We start from the raw sequence: 23,510 nt of genomic DNA on the forward strand, positions 1-23,510 counted from the left end.
TAATAGATCAAAATTGGCGATTACCGTCAACCCCACCGATGTCATCAATACAAAAAACCTGTGTAAGATCACACTATTTTTAAATCAGAAATACGGTGCGGAATGACGGATTAACATATCTTTAAATACTATGTTATCTTCATTCTTTTTGTGGGGAACGGGGTATCTTCTAATAGGAATAGCAAATCAATTTAACGACTTATTTCCTGATAAAATCAATTTATTTTTTATATTTTTAGCAATGGCAATAATAGGAATGGGATCGTCCATGAATAATATTATTATTACCATTTATATGCAGAAATTCGCAACTAATGATAACTCGGCTAAAATATTTGGCTTAACGTCAATTTCTGTTGGTTTTTCCATGTTTATTGGCCCTTTGATAGGTTCCGCAATATCTTATTTTTTTTCCATAAGCATCGTTTTTTTTACAACATTTGTAGGTATTTTTTTAACCGTAATTATGGTTGTTTTAATAAATCGTAAATTCACGTCATGATACCGTTTTACCCTTTTACTATTGTGGGAACCCAGTGAACAAAAAACACAATTTTAGAAAGTTTAATTCCAGCAATAGCAATTATTATTAAATTCTTTCAAGAAATTTTATCTGAATTAGCTTTGAATCGATATGACAGACACCGATATAAAGGTATCTGTCAGCTCAAATCCGTTTTATGATTCTGATTTATTGTGCAGAAAATATCTATAAAGCGTCATTATCATCATCGTATGTCCGATTCATTTCTTGGATAGTAAATTCTTTAACAGATTGAACTTTGATTGGGCCGTTGGGGCCATATTTGTAGATATTGCCAGCCAGATCGCTAACTAAAAACATGACATATGACATTCTATCGCGTTGCCTATTTCTTTCTGTGCGAGCAACGCCATGTATATTGGCTCGAACATTCGGGGTTAAATTTTCTGTCAGCACTTCGATCGAACTACCAAAGTTAATTATTAGGTATCCTGGAACAGGATCAATAGCTAAAAGCTCATCATTTATGTAAGCCAATAGGCCACGTTCAGTCGATCTTAGGACGGTTACCCATCCTAAATCCCGATGAAATTTAGAGCCTCGGGTGGCTTTCTCTGAGCGGAAGTGGTTAAACGATAACATCAGGTTTCCTCGCCCTTCTGAAATACCATCGGTGACGAGTTCCCAGTCACGACGAGGAATACCAACATAAGTTAGCACAGAGCGTAGTACACATATACCGATGTGTGCCATATGGTGACCTAGTGTTGCGACTTCTGATGGCATAAGGTTCCAGTGTTCCCGTTCGAGGCGGAACTGTTCCCACTGATCATGTTCTCTGCTGAAATAACCTTCGTAATAATTGGGAAAAGTATATGATTTGAATCCCGTATAGGGGCGAAGGTCACCTTCTGTGGCGGGTTCAAAGAAGTGGTATGCAAATCGATCGCCGTGTTCAAAATCCATATATGATGGTGCTTTCAGGAGGAAAAAACCATCCCGGAGGGCTCGGTTAAAGCCGTCGTTGTCAGTAAAAATAAGATCATCTCCCTCTAGATAGGAGCGTGCCATGTCTGCTGATTTATATGTTTTTGAGGCTTCGCTTTCTGATGGCATTGGTGGTAGCTTGATTGGCGTTCGCATTGTTGATGATGTTGTCATAATGATAGTCCTTAGTTGTGGTGACAGAACTTTTGTTTCTTTTTTGTATCTCGGAAATATATATTAACAATACTACATGTGGTGTTTATTCTTATATGTCCGTTATCTTGAAATCCATAGGGTATATTCTTATATTATTTTCTTATAGTGTATTAATCTATTTTTTCGTTATATTAAAGTCTGGATAATTCTATTAACAAGTTTATTTGTTAAAACGTTAAGTAACTATTCGGCAAAGTAATTGATGTTGATTATTAACTATCCTAGCTGACTTTTTGAATATTACAAGAATTTGATGGTTTATATATGAAAAATAATGGAAATATAAATGGCGATAATAGAGTCATGTTTTTTTAATCGATTGTTAATATGAAAGTTTTATAAATTACTTGATGATGTTTTATTGCTTTTATTATTTGTTATTAAATGTGATAGTTTACCAATGATATTTTTATAACTCTCATTAAGTCCTGTAATTAATATTTTATTGTGATTATATTGTATATTATTTAAATGCTATTGCTTAAATAGCATGTTTAACATCATGGCGATATTGATAATTAATCCGATTTTAATGGTTTAATATTATATTTATCAATTGGTTATGTGATTTTCATCGATTCGTTTTATTTTACTTAATAGGGGAAATGGCCCTAAGAGAGGGCCGTCTATTATGTTTATTTAACAACAAATAGTTGCAGGAAAAATTTTATGCTTCATCATGATATTCATTGATATAAAGCGTTAGTTCAATTCCTGGCTTGATATCTGTTATTTTTATACCATCGTTCCAGTTCATTAAATCCTTAATGTTGATACCATGACGTTTAGCTATACTGGTAATTGAATCACCTTGGCGTACACGGTAAATAATAGCATTGTCATTATTTACCCTTAATAATTGTCCAATTTTTAACAATCTGGCGGTTTTCAGATTATTCAGGCGCTGTAATTCACGGATGGAAACATTAAACCGCTTTGCAATAGCGGATAATGTATCACCTGAACGAACTTTATATTGGCTTTGTTTACTCAGTCGGTGGTTGTTTTTAGCAACTTCTTGGCGAATATTGCTCAAAACTGTTTTATTTGCCAGCGAGTTTTTAAACTGATCAACTTTTGCCTTTGGCAGCATGATGTAATGTGGGCCGTTAGGTGATGTCACTCCTCGCTTATACCCAGAGTTGTAGGCTTTAATCGATGTCAGGGACATGCCCGCCAGTTCTGCGGCTTGAGACAGCGTGATTTGTTGACCGACATCAACCTGATCAAGCGCCCGCTGATTATTGGATTTCGGCAGCGTAATGCCATATTTATCGCTGTTACGGATGACATCACTGAGTGCCAGAACTTTAGGCACATAGAGCGCAGTCTCCCGTGGTAGTGATAGTGACCAAAAATCCGTTGGCTTACCTTTTACTTGGTTCTCTTTTATTGCGCGCATAACACGGCCTTCACCGCTGTTATAAGCAGCAATAGCCAATAACCAGTCACCATTGAACATTTTATTCAGGCGTTGTAACAGATTCAGGGCGGCAGTTGTCGATGCGGCAACGTCCCGACGGGCGTCGTACCATTTATCCTGAGTAAGACCGTAATTGCGACCCGTATCCGGGATAATCTGCCACAGACCAGCGGCCTTGGCGTGTGAGGTAGCATGCGGGTTAAAAGCACTCTCCACTATGGGTACCAGTACCAGTTCCATCGGCATATCGCGTTGCTTGATCTGCCTGATTATCCAGTACATATACGGTTCAGCCCGTAAAGTTACATCGTGGAGATAGCTCTTGTTTTTCAGGTAATAATTTCGTTGTTCACGTACCCTGTAATTATCAGGGATCTTCATCTTCAACTCATCACGGATGTATCCCCACAGCTCATGCTGAGCGCCAGAATCACCCTCTCCCCAGTAGGTAGCAAGCTGATTGGTATCATCAGTTGCTATCTTGCCTGTCTTTAGACTCGTTGAAGACGAATTCTGTGCCCGTTGTCCGGCTGTCGTCGACCAATCTGGCCCTGATTGACAGCCAACCAGCAAGACAGATGCGAACAGAATCGCTTTTGTCTTCATAATTAATTTTTATAGTCGCTTAAAAGACGACCAATAATACTTATCTTGGTTTGATATAGCAACTCTATAAATCAAAATTGATCTTTTTGTCTTCTTAGTTGACGGAAAACGGCGGAAAGCGGTTGAGAGTTGGGTGTAATTCCAATATTTCTTTGTAAATCAATATCATCACATTTTAAGAAAATATTGATTTTTTTCTCAGTTTGTAATGTGGTTGGTATTGTTGGTTGATTATTTTCCCTCATTCTGATTACTTTTTGCTGGTATTCGCTGATAGTCTGATTGGGTAAAACAGCATGAGCAAACTTCATATTAGAAACGGTATATTCATGGGCACAACAGATGAGTGTGTCATCAGGCAGCTCAGCTATTTTTCCGATAGATGTATACATCTGCTCAGCGGTGCCTTCAAAGAGACGTCCACAGCCACCAGAGAACAAGGTATCCCCACAAAAGAGATAAGGCGCTTGATAAAAAGCAATGTGCCCCAGAGTATGGCCTGGAACATCGATGATCTGGAAAGAAAAATGACCAAAATTGATGCTATCACCGCCACATACTATGATGGTGGCACCTTTGCTTTGGGTTTCTGCTGGGCCGTATACTAGTAGCTCAGGGAATCGCTCAATAATTCCAGGGACGCCACCAACATGATCGTGATGATGATGGGTAAGTAAAATTGCATCGGGTATCCAACCACGAGATTCCAAGGTATCAAGAACAGGTTGTGATTCTGCCGGATCAACGATGACAACATGTCTATTTTCGTCACAAAGTAACCAAATGTAATTATCCGAAAGGGCAGGAATGCTGATAAGCTCCATTGTATACCTCTTATTAACAGCGGGTTATTAAGGAAGAAGCCATGAAATCTGCACATACAATACAGAATATAAATCCCCCGGCTTCTTGGGCTGATTTACCTTGGGGGGAGTATTACCGTGCCGCTTTGGAGCGCCAATTACAACCCTGGTGGCCGAAAATATTTGGTTTCCACCTGTTGAAAGTCGGTAATTTGAGTGCCGAAATTGACAGTAATGTCTGTCCGATTTTTAATCAGATTAATGTTGGTAAGGAAGGCAAGAATATGCAGGTGATTAGCGATCCTTACCATCTGCCGTTTGAAGAAAAGTCCGTTGATGCTTGTTTACTGAGTCATATGCTGGCTTACAGCGCTGATCCCCACCGTCTTTTACGGGAAGTTGACCGGGTGATGATTGATGATGGCTGGCTTATTATCAGTGGTTTTAATTCATTGAGTCTGCTTGGTTTGGGGAAATTAGTACCGGGATTATGGCGTCATCAACCCTATTGCAGCCGGATGTTTTCCATGATGCGCCAACTTGATTGGTTGAGCTTGCTTAATTATGAAGTGGTGTATCGTGACAGCTTTCAAGTATTGCCTTGGCGAAATGAAACAGGTTTTTCTAATCGGCACTTGTCTGTATTAGGCTGTGTCAGTCTGATTATTGCTCGCAAGCGTACACTGCCATTAACACTAAACCAGAGAAAAGTGGCGCGATTAAAACCTAAATTGGGTAATGCCGTTGGCGTAACAAAGTGTTACCGAAAGCGTAATTAATCTCTATTTTCAAGGTATCCCGTGTCGGTTTCTGTTGGCAAGTTTGCTGCGGCACGGGCCAGTTCATCACAACGCTCATTTTCATCATGTCCGGCGTGGCCTTTGACCCATTGCCAATCAATGTCATGGTGGCTAATGGCTTGATCGAGACGCTGCCATAAATCGACATTGCTGACAGGCGATTTATCTGCTTTACGCCAGCCACGTTTTTTCCAGTTATGGATCCATTGTGTAATGCCTTGACGCACATACTGGCTGTCGGTGGTTAAGACAATTTTGCAAGGGCGAGTCAGTGTCTCCAGGCCAATAATTGCCGCCATGAGCTCCATTCTGTTGTTTGTTGTATGATAAAAACCTTCGCTAAGGGTTTTTTCGTGTTGTTGATAACGTAATAACACACCGTAGCCTCCAGGCCCCGGATTGCCGAGACAAGATCCATCGGTGAAAATTTCTACCTGCTTGCCCATATCTGGTAGACTCTTCTTATTCAATTCAAAACCCTAAGTTTGACATAAAAAGGCATTATGAGCACGGCAATTACACGACAAGTTGTTCTTGATACCGAAACTACCGGTATGAATAAATTAGGTGTTCACTATGAAGGGCACAAGATTATTGAAATTGGGGCTGTGGAGGTTATTAACCGTCGTTTAACCGGTCGCCATTTTCATGTCTATATTCAGCCGGATAGATTGGTCGACCCTGAAGCATTTGAAGTGCATGGGATCAGCGATGAATTTTTGCAGGATAAACCGCTGTTTGCTGACATTGCGGATGAGTTTATTGAATTTATTCGCGGCGCTGAATTGATTATCCATAACGCTCCCTTCGATATTGGCTTTATCGATTATGAGTTTGGCAAGCTGGATCGTGATATTCCGCCAACTGCGGATTTCTGCAAGATTACTGATAGCTTACAACTTGCAAGAGGGCTATTTCCGGGGAAAAGGAATAACCTTGATGCGTTATGTGATCGTTATGATATAGACAATTCTAAACGAACCTTACACGGGGCGTTACTCGATGCTGAGATATTGTCTGATGTCTATTTGATAATGACAGGCGGGCAGACTTCTCTTGCCTTTTCAATGGAAGGAGAGATTGCTAGCGGTGCGAATGTTTCTGAAATACAGCGTATTACCCGGCCTCAAATAGCATTAAAAGTTATTTATGCAACGGATGAAGAGCTCGCTGCACATGAATCCAGGTTGGATTTAGTGGAGAAGAAAGGCGGGAGCTGTTTATGGCGTATGAATCTTGGACAAAGTTAATATAAAATTGCCGATAAATTACCTTTTTGGGTGAAAAATTGATCTGGTGCGCCACTTTGTTATAAAAAATATTGACGGAATGATCTTGGATTCGTAATATTCACCTCGTTCTTAACCAGAACACTGCGCGGTGCGGTAGTTCAGTCGGTTAGAATACCGGCCTGTCACGCCGGGGGTCGCGGGTTCGAGTCCCGTCCGCACCGCCAAAGATTCCGAAGCCCTGGGTAGTTGCCCGGGGCTTTTTCATTTGTACTTATACCCGTCATCTTTCAAGTTGCCTCTTTGTTGGCTGCACTCACTCACCCCAGTCACATCGTTATCTATGCTCCCGGGGATTCGCTCCCTTGCCGTCGCGATGCATCTTGAAATCCATAGGGTATATATCATTCAGTAATCTCTCGATAATAGACAATGATGAAATTGCATTGAAATAAGACATAGAGACGCTACCAGCTTTCTATAGTACTTGTTTCTGCAATTCTTATTAGGAATTTATTTTCTTTGCCAGGCTTATAGCGTGATGGCCAAATATCTGATGGATGTAAACCCAATTCAGTGGCAATTAATGCTTCTCCCTTTGGCCACGGGCGATGTAATGCATTACTCAATGTCGATGATGCTAATCCAGCTTTGCGGGAAACGGCTGAAAGATTTGTTCCTTGTTTTCTCAGTGCTGCAATAATATCTGCCGGATGCCAGTCTTGAATATCCATAAATAATCCCCAAATTTTAATTGTAAGAAAAACATTGATAATAGATAAATTATCAATGTCTTGCTGTTTGGTAGTAATTAGGTGCAGATTATCAATGAATGTTAATTGAATTGGCTATCGGAGAGAATACTGAATAATGGCATCGATTGTTTTATGGAAAAATATAACCTATATATTGAAGGTGTTTTTTTTGAATGTAAAGAGTATTATTATTTTATTTGAAAAATATTTTTAGTTTAATAACTTAAATAAATAATAATTTATGATGAATATTTTTACGCCGTTTTTTATATAATTTATTAATGGTTTTGTATTCACATAATAAATGCAGTAAAATTCCTTATTTTTTTAAACCACGACCCAGAAATTCTATTCTATATATACCCGTCATCCTTCAAGTTGCCTCTTTGTTGGCTGCACTTGCTCACCCCAGTCACATAGTTTGCTATGCTCCCGGGGATTCACTCCCTTGCCGTCGCGATGCATCTTGAAATCCATAGGGTATATATCCTATAGATTTGAATTAATAGAAACTTACAACTCTTGGCTGCCAATAGTGACGAATCTTTCTGGAATATATAGGTCAAATTTATTTTCTTTGCAGAAATCTTCTAATTTTATATGCAGCGGTAGATTAAATTTTTGATAAATTGACTGTATATGATTAATGGCATCTTCTGTGCTTATCATTAATTCTTCGCTGATACTCTCTTCATCCGGTGAGCGAAGGGCTAGAAAAAGAACTTCCCATTCAGTTTGGGTTAGTATGTCGTTAGGCGGTGTAAATTCTAAAGTCGCTGGAGGTGATTTTTCATGATAGTAAGCAGTCGAAAAGTTTTGGGCTTTGGACATATGAAACGTGATGCCGATGCAGTTCCCATTTTCATCACAAAGTGGGTATTTACTACAGCGATAGGTTTGCTTGACTTTATTTCCCCCAAAAATGTGCGTCTCAAGTGAAGTGACTGTTTTCATGGTTTGCATCACTTTTTGATCCTGACGACAATATTCTTCTGTATATTCTGCAATAGGTGAAGGTAATTCGTCCGTTGCAAGCCCTGCAATATCGAAATCTTCAGGCAAATTGAGCAGTTGGTAGAAAGCAGGATTTGCGTATATAAATTTTGATTGGCGATCTTTAACGCCCCACGGCTCATGACTTTTTTCCCACATGTAAATTAATTGCGGAGTGATATTATTTGGTCTTTTTTTGATATTTGACATGAAAGTACCCTGGCTGTTAATTAAGTAATCATCTGTATGTCTATTTTATGTGTTCTATTTAAAATAACCTGATCATATAATAGATTGCAATAATTAATTCGCCAAAAAAATAATATTTTTTTTATTTTATCTATATCTGTTAATTAAATTACTTATTATTTTAGGTAAAAATACCATTATATAAGAAAATATAACTATAAGTATTATTTTATTTTAAATTATTTATTTGATTTTTGATATTAAAATAATATTAGTTTTTGATTTGGAACAATATAAACAGTTAATTTAGTCGTTGAAAATTGCCATAAATCAAGAATGTGTCGCCTCTTAATTGGTTATTGTATCTCTTGATTTGCAACCAATAGCTGTGTTTAATTAATTTACCCCTTTATATGCACAATGAGTTTGTTTATTACTTTGATGATGCTGAAATTCATTGTAGAGCAGTAAGGCAAATCAAAGAATTGCCGTTCAGATGAAATCAAGATAGTTTCCTGATATTTGGCTTTAAAGATTGCGGTTTGTACGCTGTGCTGAGAAAATTATTCCCCTAAACGTTTTTATCCCACTTGGAGTAGAAAATGACCACTCGTAAAACCCTTGCTAATGCTATTCGCTTCCTGAGCATGGATGCTGTGCAGAAAGCAAAATCAGGGCACCCTGGTGCGCCTATGGGAATGGCTGATATCGCTGAAGTTTTATGGCGTGATTATTTGAATCATAACCCAACTGATCCACATTGGGCCGATCGTGATCGTTTTGTATTGTCTAACGGTCATGGTTCTATGCTGATTTATAGCCTGTTGCATCTCACCGGTTATGATGTTTCAGTCGATGATCTGAAAAATTTCCGTCAGTTACACTCTAAAACCCCTGGCCATCCTGAGTATGGCTATACTTCAGGCGTAGAAACTACGACAGGTCCTTTAGGGCAGGGGATTGCCAATGCAGTCGGTTTTGCAATTGCTGAACGCACTCTGGCCGCGCAATTTAACCGCTCTGGTCATGAGATCGTTGACCATAATACTTATGTCTTTATGGGTGATGGTTGCATGATGGAGGGCATTTCTCATGAAGTTTGCTCTCTGGCGGGCACGCTAAAGCTAGGCAAGTTGGTTGCTTTCTATGATGACAATGGCATTTCCATTGATGGTCATGTTGAAGGTTGGTTTACGGATGATACGGCAAGCCGTTTTGAGGCTTATGGCTGGCATGTGATTCGCGGTGTTGAAGGTCATAATGCAGATTCAGTTAACGCTGCTATCGAAGAAGCCCGTAAAGTTACTGATAAACCTTCTCTGCTAATGTGCAAAACGATTATCGGTTTTGGTGCGCCAACCAAAGCGGGGACCCATGATTCTCATGGTGCGCCATTGGGTGATGCGGAAATTGCGGCGACTCGTGAAGCACTCGGTTGGAACTATCCGGCATTTGAAATTCCAGCGGAAATCTATTCTGAGTGGGATGCAAAAGAAGCTGGCAATGCGAAACAAGCCGCTTGGAATGAAAAATTCGCTGCTTATGAAAAAGCGTATCCTGAATTAGCGGCTGAATTCAAACGTCGTACCGGTGGCGAGTTACCGGCAAACTGGGAAGCTGAATCAAAAGCATTTATCGAGCAGTTGCAAAAAAATCCCGCCAATATTGCCAGCCGTAAAGCATCCCAGAATGCCTTGGAAGCTTTTGGTAAGGTGTTGCCTGAATTTATGGGGGGATCTGCTGATTTGGCACCAAGTAACCTCACGATGTGGTCAGGTTCTAAGCCATTGAACGAAGATCAAGCAGGTAACTATATCCATTACGGCGTTCGTGAGTTTGGCATGTCAGCCATTATGAACGGTATCGCTCTGCATGGTGGTTTTGTGCCTTATGGTGCAACCTTCCTGATGTTCGTTGAATATGCCCGTAACGCAGTGCGTATGGCGGCATTGATGAAAATTCGCAGCATCTTTGTTTATACCCATGATTCAATTGGCTTGGGTGAAGATGGTCCGACTCACCAGCCAGTAGAACAGCTTGCCAGTTTGCGTGTGACGCCAAATTTGAGCACATGGCGCCCATGTGACCAGGTTGAATCTGCGGTGGCGTGGAAATACGCTATTGATCGTAAAGCAGGTCCATCAGCACTTATTTTCTCTCGTCAGAATCTGGCACAGCAAGAACGTACTGCTGAGCAGTTGGCTAATATTGAGAAAGGGGCTTATATCCTGAAAGATTGTCAGGGGCAGCCAGAACTGATTTTGATCGCAACCGGTTCAGAGATTGAATTGGCGGTGGAGGCTTACAACCAATTGACTGAGGAAGGGCGTCAGGTGCGGGTAGTCTCCATGCCGTCTACTGATGCTTTTGATAAGCAGGATGCTGCATACCGAGAAGCGGTTCTGCCTGCTGCGGTTTCGGCACGTGTTGCAATCGAAGCGGGTATCGCCGATTACTGGTTTAAATATGTCGGTATGAATGGCGCTATCGTTGGTATGAATACATTTGGTGAATCAGCGCCTGCTGATCAACTGTTTAAAGCGTTTGGTTTCACTGTAGAGAATGTGGTCGCTAAGGCTAAAGCTCTGCTGAAATAATTAGTCACTTCATAAATGAGCGCACCTGAGGTAAATGTTGAACAGGTGCGCTCTTTTTCTGCACGATATCGTTATCGAAGAGGGATCGTGGCAGTTTTCCTCGGCTTATGCCACGCAAATTCCAGGGACGGCGACTTTTTGGAATACGTGAGGCGAACCGACAATCCCATCAGGATACTTGGCGAGTTTCTCCTTGAATTCAGGGTCCGTGAATGCGGCGCGGAAACGCTCCAGACTCTCCCAAATGGCATAGTTCATGAATGTGCCACTGCCAGCGATTCCGCGATGTAATTGTGCGGAAATCAGACCTACTTTAGACCGGAAATATTCTGCATCTTCCTTCCAGGTTTCTATTAGGGTATCAGCCATTGAGGGATCAACATGAAATATGTTCACCAGCACGATGGAGCCATCGGTGTTCGAAAATAACTGTTCCCGCAGGGTTACGTGGGTGTCCATTTCTTCTAGCTTGACCATTTTTATCTCCTGAAAATTATGTGTTTATATATTTATGCTTGTATTGCTATCCTGCCGAGGCGAGTCGCGTGATTTACGCGGTGTTTGACAGCAACATGTCAACGTAGAGACAAACGTGTTCCATTAATTCATGCTGTTTCCACGTTGTATTTCGTTTATACCCGTCATCTTTCAAGTTGCCTCTTTGTTGGCTGCACTCACTCACCCCGGTCACATAGTTTGCTATGCTCCCAGGGATTCACTCCTTTGCCGCCGCGATGCATCTTGAAATCCATAAGGTATAACTGTTCGGTCGTTCTTTGTCGTTATTAACAAACGAATCCGTAGCGCTATGTTATGTAGTGCTATGTTATGTAGTGCTATGTTATATAGTGCTATTTTGGCACTGGTGACTCTTCCAGCTTCGTCTCCAGGCTGATCAATGTGTTTAATGTCACTTTTAGCTCGTTAGGATCGGTGGATTGCACCAGTGATCCGACCCATTCAGCTTCCAGCGATATCGCTGCATCAAAAGTACGCGAACCAAGCTCGGTCAGTTGATAGAGCGGTGAGCGTTCATGCCGAGGGTTGGTGATGGTTTTCACCATCCCTGAATTCAGCCCGAGATTCAATTGCTTTTGCACTCCTTGGCGTGTGATACCCATTGCGGCGGCAATCTGAGGCGCGGTAAGTGGACGTGATGCGTGCGCAATCGCACCAAGTACTTGCCATCTCGCACTCGTGATTCCCAATGGGGCAACGAGCTGATCCCCTTTAGAGAGCAGTAAGGCGTTGAGCCGAAATACCGCCAATGTGATCTCAGTGAATACCTCAAACGCCGAAGTTTTCTCGGTTGACACGATTTACTTCCTTTTCCTTAAGTACATCAAAAAACGACAACCAGTTTCCACTTGTTGAGATTGAATGTCAATATTCCAACAAGTGATATTGATGATCAATGTCGCAGTTGTGAGTAAATAACGGTGGGATTGTTTCTTTCTGCTAACAATTAATTTCGGTACCTTCACTTCGCAGGTTGATCACTTTTTGCCATTGCGATTAATGACTATTGCTATCAATCCCCTTTTCCCGTAATCTCATTATTTATAGCTGAATCGTTTCATTTTATTGTCTGACGCGGTTTTCTGCGCGCAGTTTTGGCAATTTTGTGATAAGCAGTCAGTACATCAGTGATTGAGTCGGTTATTCTAAGCGGTTGCGTGGTAATAACTATATTCAGGGAGTAACATGACAATTAAGGTGGCAATAAACGGTTTCGGCAGAATAGGGCGCAGTATTTTACGTGCTCTTTATGAGTCTGGGCGTCGGGCTGAAATTGCGGTTATTGCTGTTAATGAGCTGGCAGATGCCGAAGGAATTGCTCACTTGCTGAAATATGACTCTAGTCACGGCCGTTTTGCCTGGGATGTGCGTCTGAATAATGATGTGTTGCAGGTTGGTGATGATAATATTCGTTTGTTTCATCAACCCGATATATCGACGTTGTCTTGGCAAGAACTGGGAATTGATATTGTTCTTGATTGCAGTGGGATTTATGGTAGCAGAGCCGATGGTCAGGCACATCTTGCCAGTGGTGCCAAAAAAGTGCTGTTTGCTCATCCGGGGGGCCATGATTTAGATGCGACGGTGGTTTATGGTGTGAATCAGCACTTACTGACAGCAGAGGATCGCATTGTGTCCAATGCTTCCTGTACCACTAATTGCATTATTCCCATCATTAAATTATTGGATGATGAATTTGAGATTGAATCGGGTACAGTGACAACCATTCATGCCTCGATGAATGACCAACCGGTGATTGATGCTTATCACAAAGATTTACGGCGTACTCGGGCGGCTAGTCAGTCTATCATTCCGGTGGATACTAAGCTGGCCGCAGGGATAACTCGGATTTTTCCAAAGTTCTGTGACCGTTTTGAAGCTATCTCCGTGCGTGTACCAACGATTAACGTTACAGCTATCGATTTGAGTGTTACGGTAAAATCTTCAGTAACTGTTAATAAAATCAACGAATTAATGCAAAAATCAGCAGCTACTTCATTTCGTGGTATAGTTGACTATACCGAATTGCCGTTAGTCTCAACGGATTTTAACCACGATCCCCACAGCGCGATTGTTGATGGCACACAAACGCGAGTCAGTGGGCAACATCTGATTAAGACATTAGTCTGGTGTGATAATGAGTGGGGATTTGCTAATCGAATGTTGGATACAACGTTAGCAATGGCTGCTATGGGTTTCAAATGATCTGTTGTTGATCGACGGTCCATATATAGATCCGCACACGGCGCAAGATTAAATAATTTAGAGAATCAATGAGAGGATTCACCATGTCTGTAATTAAGATGACCGATTTAGATCTGGCGGGTAAGCGTGTTTTGATCCGCGCTGACCTGAACGTTCCGGTAAAAGATGGCAAAGTCACCTCTGATGCGCGTATCCGTGCTTCCTTACCGACCATTGAGGCAGCATTAAAACAGGGTGCCAAAGTCATGATCACTTCTCACCTTGGCCGCCCTACTGAAGGCGAATCCAGTGAAGAATTCTCGCTGAAACCAGTAGTAGACTATCTAGAAGAGAAATTATCTTCCCCCGTTCGACTGGAAAAAGAGTATCTGGAAGGCGTGGATGTTGCGGAAGGTGAACTGGTTGTGCTGGAGAACGTTCGCTTTAATAAAGGTGAGAAGAAAGACGACGAAACCTTGGCTAAAAAATATGCTTCTCTGTGTGATATTTATGTCATGGATGCATTCGGTACGGCTCATCGTGCACAAGCTTCTACTCACGGTGTGGCTAAGTTTGCTCCTGTGGCCTGTGCCGGTCCTTTGTTGTCCGCAGAGTTAGAGGCATTAGGTAAAGCGTTAGATAATCCAGCCCGTCCAATGGTGGCTATTGTTGGCGGTTCTAAAGTTTCAACCAAGCTGACCGTTCTGGATACGCTGTCTAAAATTGCTGACCAACTGATTGTCGGTGGTGGTATCGCAAATACCTTTGTTGCCGCGGAAGGCCACAATGTCGGTCGTTCTCTCTATGAAGACGACTTGCTCCCGGAAGCGAAGAAATTGCTGATAAGCTGTGATATTCCGGTGCCAACCGATGTTCGTGTGGCAACAGAATTCTCTGAAACAGCCGAAGCAACCTTGAAATCTACCCGCGATATTAAAGATGATGAGCAGATCCTCGATTTGGGGGATGAATCTGCTCAACGGCTGGCGGATATTCTGAAAAACGCCAAAACGATTCTATGGAATGGCCCGGTTGGTGTATTTGAATTCCCTAATTTCCGTCAAGGAACTGAAATTGTCGCGCGCGCCATTGCTGATAGTGATGCTTTCTCTATCGCCGGTGGCGGCGATACGCTGGCAGCGATCGACTTGTTCGGTATTGCTGACAAAATTTCTTATATCTCTACGGGTGGTGGTGCTTTCCTTGAGTTTGTGGAAGGGAAAAAACTGCCTGCGGTTGTGATGTTGGAAGAACGTGCAAAACAGTAATTAAGTCATGACGGGTAGCGGCTGATTGGCTGGCTGCCCGCTCTAAACAGGACCCACGTAACATGTCTAAAATTTTTGATTTCGTAAAACCGGGTGTCATCACTGGTGATGATGTTCAAAAAGTGTTCGCTATAGCCAAAGAAAACAGCTTTGCTTTACCGGCGGTCAACTGTGTAGGTACTGATTCAATCAATGCCGTGTTGGAAGCCGCTGCCAAAGTTCGTTCTCCTGTGATCATTCAGTTCTCTAACGGCGGTGCTGCTTTTATTGCCGGTAAAGGTTTGAAAGCTGAAGGTCAACAAGCGGCTATTCTGGGTTCAATTTCTGGTGCTCACCATGTTCATCAGATGGCTGAACATTATGGTGTTCCTGTGATCCTGCATACTGACCACTGCGCGCGTAAATTGCTGCCGTGGATTGATGGCCTGTTAGAGGCGGGAGAAAAGCATTACGCAGCGACGGGTAAACCCTTATTCTCTTCTCACATGATCGATCTGTCAGAAGAATCTCTGGAAGAGAATATTGAGATTTGCAGCCATTATCTGGCTCGTATGGCAAAAATCGATATGACGCTGGAAATCGAGTTGGGTTGTACTGGTGGGGAAGAAGATGGGGTTGATAACAGCCATATGGATAGCTCTGCTCTGTACACTCAACCGGAAGATGTTGCTTATGCTTATGAGAAACTGAATGCTATCAGCCCACGTTTCACTATTGCGGCTTCTTTCGGTAACGTTCACGGTGTTTATAAGCCGGGTAACGTTAAACTGACACCAAAAATTTTGCGTAACTCTCAAGACTATGTGTCTGAGAAATTCAATCTACCGCATAACAGTTTGGATTTTGTTTTCCACGGTGGTTCCGGTTCTACGGCGGAAGAGATCAAAGAAGCGGTTAGTTACGGTGTTGTTAAAATGAATATCGATACTGACACCCAATGGGCGACTTGGGAAGGTATTCTCAACTACTACCAAAAGAACGAAGGCTATCTGCAAGGCCAGTTAGGCAATCCAGAAGGCGCGGATAAACCTAATAAAAAATTCTACGATCCACGGGTATGGCTGCGTGCCGGTCAGGTTTCTATGGCTGCCCGCTTGGAACAGGCTTTCAAAGAATTGAACGCGATTGATGTATTGTAATTAGTGAAAGCGTTCCCTCTGAATGTTTATTCAGAGGGAACGTTAGCCGCATTCGGTAAATGATATGTTACATCGCATCTACTCTTTTTATCATTTCCATTGCAACAGCCATAGACATGAACAGTTTGCTCTTTGTCTGAGGAAACTCCTCAAACCCTACGTTCATATACAGCTTTTTGGCTATGTCGTTCTTCGCATCGACGATAATCATCGGGGTAGGAATAGATTTTGACGACTCTATAGCTTTTCGAATTGCATCTATAAGCAATATTTCACCAAACCCTTGGCGTTGAAATGACTTACTTATAGCTAGGCGACCAATAAGTGCGCAATGTAGTGTAGAAGGGTACTTTTTCGATATTTTCTCTGGTAGTTCGTCTAGCTCTACCGTGCATAGTGCTAGGGAATAGTATCCCTTTATTTGAGATCCATTTTGACTACTTGTAAGGACGAATGTTCTTGATAAGTCCTTTTTATCATGTTGTCCCGATACTGCCTTCAAGTAGTTGTTTAGTGCGGGTTCACCACAGTTAAAATTATTTCTATCGTGTTTGTTTTTATCTAGACGTTCTATCTTCATTTTTTATTGTTTCTTTATGTCTACGAGCAGCACAAAGGAAACGTTCGTTTACCTTGATTGGTTTTTCCAATGCATGAACAAATGCCAATGCATCTTCTTGACACAATTGAATACGCATATTTTGTTCAATGAGTCTTTTTGCCTCTGCTACAGCAGCATTGGCAATAAAGCTATTCAAACTTGCATACCCTGATAGTGATAACGCCCTTTCAAGTAGCTCTTTGGTCTCTGAACTCACCCTTGTGGTGATTCTTTCATTTGCTAATGTGGCCATAAGCCTTACTCCTACCGCATTGTGGTTATTAGTTCTTTAGTTCACTATAGATATCCACTACTCGTTTGCATTATTTATTTGGAGCTAGCGGAACATATTGGTTTAGTGAAATGCTAAGTTTGCTTCATTGGCTAGTTTAAGATTTTTTTTAACAAAATTCAACATGTGTGCCAAAATGACGCCATAATTGTGAGACTAAACAAACCATAGTCAGATAGAACAAAAATCATCAAGATTCGGGTGCAAGTGAATCCGAGTATGCAGAGTTGTTAGCAAAAACCGCCGTAAACCCTCTTTACGGCGGGAAGCAGCCACCTGAGTTGTACTAGCTCTAGTCTGAGCTAGTACAGTTAGTTTCTATTTAAAGTTCTATACCCGTTATCTTTCAAGTTGCTTCTTTGTTGGCTGCACTCACTCACCCCGGTCACATAGTTTGCTATGCTCCCGGGGATTCACTCCCTTGCCGTCGCGATGCATCTTGAAATCCATAGGGTATGTGACCAAATTTATGAAGCTCTCCGCATTCCTAAATTCTCAGCGATAGCCGCAGAGCGAATATTAATAGCCTCTGTTGATATTTTATTGATCTTCTGCCCTTTCAATGATTTTTTAATTGCTTTCATTGTCAGGAATTTGCCAACGCCTTTGAAATTATATTCTCTATCTATTGCAATAGCGGGTTCTGTTGCTTGCAATAGCGCTCTCTCTTCATTACTCAATTGCGTATAGGGATGAGCCAGTGCATAGTTGATATGTAATTCTGATTGTTTATTTTTTAAATCATGATAAACCTTAACCTCCATTGCCGCGTAAATTTTTCTTTCACCGGAATAATCATTTTTTTCGCTTTTATCCATTAAAGCAAAGAAATCTGTTGCTGCATAGAAATCGGGATGATTACTTCTATACCTATGCCCTTCTGTATATTCTGATATCGTATCTTTTATCGTTCTTGCCATATAACCGGATATTTCAGATCCCAAAGAAAGATTTGTTTTTGATTTTTCTGAAAGGGATCTGTTTTCTTCGAGCCGGCTATATATAATTTGGCTTTTTTCTATACCTTTTAGTAACTCTTCATGGCTTAGCAAATAACCAGACGGATCGGAATCACCGACGCGAACCACTTTCAATGATTTATTTTTTGTATAACTACTTTCTTTCTCGTTCCATTTGACAACATGTGAATTTTTGGCTGCCAATTTAAATTTTAATTCATCAAGGAAATTCACCTCTTTAGTATATTTTCCTCTTTCTGGTGCTAATCCATTTTCATCCTGCAAACTTACTGGATTATTTCTCACCATTCGGTATAGATTCAGCCCATCAATGGTTCCTGCCGGATCCGCGCTTAACCATCTGCCCGCCCACGGTTGATAATAGCGGTAACCGTAATAATACAGCCCGGTGGTATCCCGTTCTTTGCCTGAATAGCGAATAGTTTTATAGTTGGCTTCTGTTTGGCTATTGGCTGCCCACATCGCTGTGCCGCCAAATGGATAATACTCTTCCTCACTAATAATCTGCCCTTGGTTGTCCAGTTCAAGCTGGCTGGAGCCGATCAGATTATCGTAGCTGTAACGTAGCTGATTGTTGTTGATACCTTCTGGTTTACCGCTCTCCCAGTGCAACATCCGTACCTGTGCGCGACCGGCTTCACCTAGTGTGATCACGTGTAATTCTTCTATTGTTGTGGTGCTGTTCTGAGTTGTGCGTAGTTCCAGCCCCGGCAAATAGATTACCCGCTGCTGCGTAGTATTTTGGGTTGGCTGTTCACTCACTTTCAGTTGTCTCATTCCATTGCTGCCGTAGCGGTACCATTCATTTACTGGGCCGTTGTTGACCTGCTTTAGCTCTCCTCGTGATGTCCAGACCAGCGTCTGGCCGGGTAATAAACTGGTTTGGTGACCACCGGCATCAAATAACGTATCTACTTGATTGGGATCTGTTGTCAGCGTACTGAGAACGCCGCGATTGCTGTGATTCGAGATGGTGATAGCGGTGGTGTAGTTATTTTGGGTAGCCGGTGAGCTGTGTCGAATTTGCGTCAGATTACCGCTGTGATCATAACTGTAGCGGCGAGTATAGTTAGTGTAGGTATTGTTGTCGGAAGGTAGCGCAGGGGAGGGCAGTTGATTATTTTGCTGACCTATATTGGCCATTTCACGTCCGGTGGCACTAATAAGCTGATACAGGGAATCGTAGGTATAGCTATTCTCCGGGACCACTTTCTGATTGCGCCAAAAGCGGGTGGCTTCCGCATCGTTACGGATATTGATCACATTGCCTACCGGATCATATTGATAGCGTAAGTCTTGCAACACCTTGGTATCTGACGGACGGCGGGTAGTGATACCAATAAGCCGTTGGGTTTCTGGTTCATAGCTGTATTCGGTGATAACCCCGTTACCGTGCTCTTCACGTAATTTTTGTCCGGCGGCAGAGTAGGTCAGCGATTTGATAATCACTTGTTCGGCTTGACCTTTGAGTGTTAACCAACAGCCTTTTAGCTGCCCGGCTACATCATAGGCCAGACGCTGGATGTTGCCTTTGGCATCGGTCTGGATAAGTAAAGCCCCGGTGGCATCAGTGCTATTTTGGGTGGTATAGACATCACTGCTCAGTTTTTGCTGCCAGAGGCTTTGATCTTCACCTGTCCAGTCGGCATTTTGATCATCGACGAGCAGTTGTTGAGATTGTGATAGCACGACGCCAGCCAGAGAAAGGCTGTTGAGTTGAGTGAGTCCAGCGGTATCGTAATGGCGGACACACTGACCAGCAAGGTTGTACTCTTTTTCTTGCGGCGTATTGCCGGCCCAGATAAGGCGCTCGGTCGTTTTCTCTTTTGCCTGCATCTGTTCGATGATAGCAAGTAAGCGACCGGGTAGGATGTTGTCTTCGTAGTGATAGTTTTGGCGGACACCAGTTGCATTGATAGTCAATACCGGGCGACCTTCAACATCGTTGAGGATGATAGTTCGACCAGCATCAACCCCTTCTTCACGTAGAACCTGACCTGCAAGATTAAAGACGCGAATGAAATTCGGGCCGCTCTGATTTTTATTCTTACGAGGATCGGTACTTTTTACCTCAAATCCTTGAATATTGAACTCATGGAGTGTGATCAATTCATCACTGTTTTCATCAGCTTGAGTACGTAGATATTCTAAAGTACGTATATTTAGCTTCCTGTTATCTAATACACTGATCGATGGTGTTTTTTGGTCAATTGCAGAATGATAACTGCTCATATTTAAACTCCTTAATGCGGTATTAATCTTAAAAATAATTTAAGTTACGGCAACAGCCAAAAGACCTTATATCACTAAATAAGTTAAGGAAAGTGATTTATCGTGATGTTATTAATGCAAACGCTTTGGTAATTTTTGAGATTGTATTGATGGTAATTAAGGTTTCAGCTAACTGGTGTGATCGGCCAACTATTGGGAGAACAAGTGGTTGGCTGATTTGATATATCGATGGTGCTTAAATAACGAATCATTTGTATTTCACTGTTAAATACATAACGGCAATTTCACTATCATTTAAAGTGAGCAAAAAAAGGCGATGATTGCAAGCATGACGGTTTTCGAATTCAATAGGCTACAATTACCCATCTTCAGGTGATGGGAGCTCATTGAGAATAAGATATTGGCTGATGCCGATGGGCAAAAATTTTCTACAACGGACAGTACTATCCAGTCCCGTTACTCCAGAAAATATCTGGGTAAAGGCCGAGGGATTTCTCTGTACACTCTGATAGCCAATTATGTTGTCGTGAATGCGAAAAATATCGGGCTGAATGAGTATGAAGGCCACTCTCTCTATGACATGGTTTACAGGGGTTATACGCTGGAACCGCCGAAATTTCCGACCTGCTATTTTTAGTCAGATGACAAAAATGTAACCGTTCAGTCATATATCACCAGTGTTAGCGCAATGCGCTTTCAACGGATACTTACCACTGATGCCGGAAGTCTGCGAGGATCCGCCCCTTTTCTGCTGAACCTTTCGCCACTCTCAAATTATTGGGATGCGTTCATCTCATTCACTAAACCTTGTGGCGTATTTCGATGATTAAGTTATTCATTGACAGGGCATTGAGTCGCTTATCCATTTCGCTTGTGTTGAGAGTGTCTAAATTTGCATCCCACTCATCCAGGAGGATAACACGATTCTGCATCCCTGATAATAATTCAAGTTGATGTAATTGTTTTTGTCCTGTGGAGCCTGACAATGCGTCGTCACTGGTATCAATGCCGGGGCCAAAAAATAAAGCATCGGGATGTTTACTCTTCAAATATTTTATGAGCGATGATTTACCTGCACCATTCCCCCCCATGATCAATAGTCTTCCATTAGAAGTACGACCAATGAAGCTGTTACCTAAGATATCCTGTACGTTTATCTCTTTGCCATCATGCGTGTTGGTAATTGATAATCGTGTATGATCAATACTGGAGAGGTAATCATAACCTTTGAGGGTTGCAGAAAAGGAGTACAGCTTTGTAATTTTGCTTTTCAATAATAAAATCTGGCTTGTGCTCATACTGGCAGCATGAATGTTTTGGAACAGCTGCAGGCTTCTTGGCAGTACGGCAACCAGCGCGCCGATAGCGACTTCGTTAGCTGAAACTTGGTAATATGAAAATCCTACCAGCAACGGGATGGAAATGAGAATGGGAGTGCAGGAAATTATCTGCTCCAGCAGTTTGTATGACTCTTTTCGTTTGAAATAAATAGTGGCTTTCTCCCGGGTTGATGCCTGTGCTGAAGCCAGCCGCTCCCGGTCACCATAAAACATGCTATCCCATATTTTACTCATGAAATGCAATGTCGTTATTTTATCGCTTTGCATGTTACCGGCAATTTTCCCGATTTTTCCTTTTGCCAGATACAAGAGTATGACTGTAAGTAACATGCAAAACACAATGACTCCAGCCAACTCCACACCTAGAATGATAAATAACGCGATAGTGGTGAAGATAACGTTAAAATATATGGCGAGAATCTCAACGAACTCAAAGCCTACCTCATCAAAAGTACTGAGTGCTTCACCACTGAGCCAGAGTTGAGTCATCTTTTTGTTCTCGTCTGTTGCGTGTGAATGATTGTGTGAGACTTCCTCTAATGTTGATAAATAATAGTTTTGCCATAATGAGTTAGATAGTTTCACACGATAAAACAAAGATGATGAACCCAAAATATAAGCAATAAAAATAGAAAGGAAGAACATTCCGGTATAAAAAAGAGCCACGGAGGGGCTTAGGTTAATGTTTTCCCCTGCCATCCCAATGAAATATGTCGACAACCCCACAAGCATTTGTTGAAGGCAGATGAACCCGACGCTGGCTATAAAAAACTTGTTGAAGATAATGTTGTTCATGTTTTTTGAATTATTGTTCCTGTTAATTTTAGCGCATGTATCATTGCTGGCCTAAGGTGCGATGGCAGTTTGTCTATGATATCCTTGAGTACATCTTCAAATTTTGTAATTTCCACTTTTTGCAAAATTTTTGTTCTGTCTTCCTGATTATAAGAGGCGGCAAGGCAGGACAGCAGCAGTCGTTGCTTGTTGTCATCAAACAGCGGTTTGATTTCATCAATAAAAAATTGAGATGTCTTGCGTAATGTTACTGCGGATACCACTTTTATTTTTCGTTCCTTTTCTTCCTCAGAAGTTGCGGAGTTAACATATTCATTGAGTAAGTCTATATTGGCTGGATGATAAATTATTTTTGACAGTTTAAGGATGAACCAGAACTGCTCGGTTAATGACAGCTGTTTTAATTCATGCAACATTTGTGTTCTGCACTCTGCGGCATCAATCATGTTTAATAGTCTGAAATATTTTATTTTCTTATTGAACAGAATATCAGTCGCGGAGTGATTGACCCTCAATCCCGGTGGGAAGTAGTTGAGCTGCGGCGACAACTCCATGACTGGGTGGGTTCTGACAATCAGGCTGGTTGTCGGTTTTTCCAGGTGAAGAACAGCATGTTTTTCCTTTCTGCCATAGGGGATGACCCGGCAGTCTCCTTTTTTACTGATATAAGCCTCAGAGAGTTTGATGTCTCCTAAACTCAGGTTGTGGCTAACCTCGTCAGTTTCATCAAATGAATATATTGCATTCAAAGAGCTTCCTTCAAGCTGAAGCAGAACTCCGGCAAATCCATGATCATGAATTGAGGTATCGTTATCCCACCAGTTAAGCACCTCAATGTAAAAGCGGGAATTATCGAAAAGTTTCAGATGTAGCTCAGAAAATTCAGAGGCTATCTGTATTTTAGACATTGAGCTATTGTCCAGAATGCCGATTAGACCTGTGAAAGAAAAGAGAGAGGTTAAATCAATCTTGTCTAGCTCTAATTTAGCGATGTCGGCGAAGGTGTAACAACTATAGTCATCCTCGCGCCATCGGGTATCAATATTTTGTGCCAAGATCTTAATTGAATCTAACATGT

The 23,510-nt window shown here is 41.7% G+C and carries 22 protein-coding genes and 1 tRNA gene; 9 read left to right on the forward strand and 14 right to left on the reverse strand.

Features of this window, described 5'->3' with window-relative positions; all coding sequences use genetic code 11:
* The first annotated feature begins 130 nt into the window (after positions 1 to 130).
* A complete protein-coding gene (locus SLS51_RS08980) occupies positions 131 to 502 on the forward strand; it encodes an MFS transporter (protein WP_323837514.1) in 372 nt (123 codons plus the stop codon).
* Positions 503 to 709: 207 nt separating this feature from the next.
* Here the strand turns inward: SLS51_RS08980 and SLS51_RS08985 are convergent, their stop codons facing one another.
* From SLS51_RS08985 to gloB, 3 genes are all read right to left on the reverse strand, one after another.
* Complete coding sequence (locus SLS51_RS08985) at positions 710 to 1,645, reverse strand: 2OG-Fe(II) oxygenase family protein (RefSeq protein ID WP_323837516.1); 936 nt, start codon at positions 1,643 to 1,645, stop codon at positions 710 to 712.
* A 709-nt stretch (positions 1,646 to 2,354) separates the two neighbouring features.
* Entirely contained in the window at positions 2,355 to 3,716 is a 1,362-nt protein-coding gene (mltD, locus tag SLS51_RS08990) for a murein transglycosylase D (protein ID WP_323837518.1), read from the reverse strand.
* A gap of 71 nt (positions 3,717 to 3,787) precedes the next feature.
* A complete protein-coding gene (gene gloB / locus SLS51_RS08995) occupies positions 3,788 to 4,540 on the reverse strand; it encodes a hydroxyacylglutathione hydrolase (protein WP_323837520.1) in 753 nt (250 codons plus the stop codon).
* A gap of 41 nt (positions 4,541 to 4,581) precedes the next feature.
* On the opposite strand from gloB, the gene SLS51_RS09000 reads away from it, so the two are divergent.
* Positions 4,582 to 5,298: a class I SAM-dependent methyltransferase gene (locus SLS51_RS09000; protein ID WP_323837522.1), complete on the forward strand. Its 717-nt coding sequence runs from the start codon at positions 4,582 to 4,584 to the stop codon at positions 5,296 to 5,298.
* Here the strand turns inward: SLS51_RS09000 and rnhA are convergent.
* Positions 5,295 to 5,765, reverse strand: a complete 471-nt coding sequence (rnhA, locus tag SLS51_RS09005) for a ribonuclease HI (protein WP_323837674.1) — start codon at positions 5,763 to 5,765, stop codon at positions 5,295 to 5,297. The genes SLS51_RS09000 and rnhA overlap by 4 nt on opposite strands.
* A gap of 57 nt (positions 5,766 to 5,822) precedes the next feature.
* Here rnhA and dnaQ point away from each other — a divergent pair, with 57 nt between their 5' ends.
* Positions 5,823 to 6,569, forward strand: coding sequence for a DNA polymerase III subunit epsilon (dnaQ, locus tag SLS51_RS09010; RefSeq protein ID WP_323837524.1), 747 nt, complete (start codon positions 5,823 to 5,825; stop codon positions 6,567 to 6,569).
* 129 nt (positions 6,570 to 6,698) lie between these two features.
* Positions 6,699 to 6,775, forward strand: a tRNA-Asp gene (locus SLS51_RS09015).
* A gap of 240 nt (positions 6,776 to 7,015) precedes the next feature.
* Here the strand turns inward: SLS51_RS09015 and SLS51_RS09020 are convergent.
* Both SLS51_RS09020 and SLS51_RS09025 read right to left on the reverse strand, forming a co-directional pair.
* Positions 7,016 to 7,282, reverse strand: a complete 267-nt coding sequence (locus SLS51_RS09020; RefSeq protein ID WP_011145309.1) for a helix-turn-helix domain-containing protein — start codon at positions 7,280 to 7,282, stop codon at positions 7,016 to 7,018.
* Positions 7,283 to 7,816: 534 nt separating this feature from the next.
* The gene (locus tag SLS51_RS09025; protein WP_323837533.1) at positions 7,817 to 8,506 is read right to left on the reverse strand and encodes a PAS domain-containing protein; all 690 of its coding nucleotides are present in this window, start codon (positions 8,504 to 8,506) and stop codon (positions 7,817 to 7,819) included.
* Positions 8,507 to 9,087: 581 nt separating this feature from the next.
* Between SLS51_RS09025 and tkt the strand changes: the two genes are divergently transcribed.
* Positions 9,088 to 11,082: a transketolase gene (gene tkt, locus SLS51_RS09030; protein ID WP_323837535.1), complete on the forward strand. Its 1,995-nt coding sequence runs from the start codon at positions 9,088 to 9,090 to the stop codon at positions 11,080 to 11,082.
* Between the two features lie 105 nt (positions 11,083 to 11,187).
* On the opposite strand, the gene SLS51_RS09035 is transcribed toward tkt, so the two are convergent.
* The 3 genes from SLS51_RS09035 to SLS51_RS09045 all read right to left on the reverse strand — a co-directional run bounded on the left by SLS51_RS09035 (position 11,188) and on the right by SLS51_RS09045 (position 12,398).
* On the reverse strand, positions 11,188 to 11,559 hold the full coding sequence (locus tag SLS51_RS09035) for an antibiotic biosynthesis monooxygenase family protein (RefSeq protein ID WP_011145312.1): 372 nt from the start codon (positions 11,557 to 11,559) through the stop codon (positions 11,188 to 11,190).
* A 73-nt stretch (positions 11,560 to 11,632) separates the two neighbouring features.
* The gene (locus tag SLS51_RS09040) at positions 11,633 to 11,773 is read right to left on the reverse strand and encodes a hypothetical protein (protein ID WP_323837539.1); all 141 of its coding nucleotides are present in this window, start codon (positions 11,771 to 11,773) and stop codon (positions 11,633 to 11,635) included.
* Between the two features lie 160 nt (positions 11,774 to 11,933).
* Positions 11,934 to 12,398, reverse strand: coding sequence for a MarR family winged helix-turn-helix transcriptional regulator (locus SLS51_RS09045; protein WP_323837541.1), 465 nt, complete (start codon positions 12,396 to 12,398; stop codon positions 11,934 to 11,936).
* Positions 12,399 to 12,786: 388 nt separating this feature from the next.
* On the opposite strand from SLS51_RS09045, the gene epd reads away from it, so the two are divergent.
* The 3 genes from epd to fbaA all read left to right on the forward strand — a co-directional run bounded on the left by epd (position 12,787) and on the right by fbaA (position 16,192).
* A complete protein-coding gene (gene epd / locus SLS51_RS09050) occupies positions 12,787 to 13,806 on the forward strand; it encodes an erythrose-4-phosphate dehydrogenase (protein WP_323837543.1) in 1,020 nt (339 codons plus the stop codon).
* An 83-nt stretch (positions 13,807 to 13,889) separates the two neighbouring features.
* Entirely contained in the window at positions 13,890 to 15,053 is a 1,164-nt protein-coding gene (gene pgk, locus SLS51_RS09055) for a phosphoglycerate kinase (protein WP_323837545.1), read from the forward strand.
* 62 nt (positions 15,054 to 15,115) lie between these two features.
* Positions 15,116 to 16,192 (forward strand): class II fructose-bisphosphate aldolase, encoded by a 1,077-nt coding sequence (gene fbaA / locus SLS51_RS09060; protein ID WP_323837547.1) that lies wholly within the window; start codon positions 15,116 to 15,118, stop codon positions 16,190 to 16,192.
* Between the two features lie 67 nt (positions 16,193 to 16,259).
* Here fbaA and SLS51_RS09065 read toward each other — a convergent pair whose 3' ends face one another.
* The 3 genes from SLS51_RS09065 to SLS51_RS09075 all read right to left on the reverse strand — a co-directional run bounded on the left by SLS51_RS09065 (position 16,260) and on the right by SLS51_RS09075 (position 20,297).
* Positions 16,260 to 16,772 carry a GNAT family N-acetyltransferase gene (locus SLS51_RS09065; RefSeq protein WP_113026223.1) on the reverse strand — a complete coding sequence of 171 codons (513 nt, stop codon included), beginning with the start codon at positions 16,770 to 16,772 and terminating at the stop codon, positions 16,260 to 16,262.
* Positions 16,750 to 17,046 (reverse strand): type II toxin-antitoxin system TacA family antitoxin, encoded by a 297-nt coding sequence (locus tag SLS51_RS09070; protein WP_323837549.1) that lies wholly within the window; start codon positions 17,044 to 17,046, stop codon positions 16,750 to 16,752. The genes SLS51_RS09065 and SLS51_RS09070 overlap by 23 nt, the downstream gene beginning before the upstream one ends.
* 506 nt (positions 17,047 to 17,552) lie before the next feature.
* Positions 17,553 to 20,297 carry an RHS repeat protein gene (locus tag SLS51_RS09075; RefSeq protein ID WP_323837551.1) on the reverse strand — a complete coding sequence of 915 codons (2,745 nt, stop codon included), beginning with the start codon at positions 20,295 to 20,297 and terminating at the stop codon, positions 17,553 to 17,555.
* Positions 20,298 to 20,697: 400 nt separating this feature from the next.
* On the opposite strand from SLS51_RS09075, the gene SLS51_RS09080 reads away from it, so the two are divergent.
* A complete protein-coding gene (locus SLS51_RS09080; protein WP_323837553.1) occupies positions 20,698 to 20,934 on the forward strand; it encodes a Tn3 family transposase in 237 nt (78 codons plus the stop codon).
* A gap of 163 nt (positions 20,935 to 21,097) precedes the next feature.
* Here the strand turns inward: SLS51_RS09080 and SLS51_RS09085 are convergent, their stop codons facing one another.
* Positions 21,098 to 22,432 carry an ATP-binding cassette domain-containing protein gene (locus SLS51_RS09085; protein WP_323837555.1) on the reverse strand — a complete coding sequence of 445 codons (1,335 nt, stop codon included), beginning with the start codon at positions 22,430 to 22,432 and terminating at the stop codon, positions 21,098 to 21,100.
* Positions 22,429 to 23,508 carry a hypothetical protein gene (locus tag SLS51_RS09090; protein WP_323837556.1) on the reverse strand — a complete coding sequence of 360 codons (1,080 nt, stop codon included), beginning with the start codon at positions 23,506 to 23,508 and terminating at the stop codon, positions 22,429 to 22,431. The genes SLS51_RS09085 and SLS51_RS09090 overlap by 4 nt, the downstream gene beginning before the upstream one ends.
* Positions 23,509 to 23,510 lie beyond the last annotated feature (2 nt).

The sequence above is a fragment of the Photorhabdus africana genome (genome assembly GCF_035181445.1).
GTDB lineage: Bacteria > Pseudomonadota > Gammaproteobacteria > Enterobacterales > Enterobacteriaceae > Photorhabdus > Photorhabdus laumondii.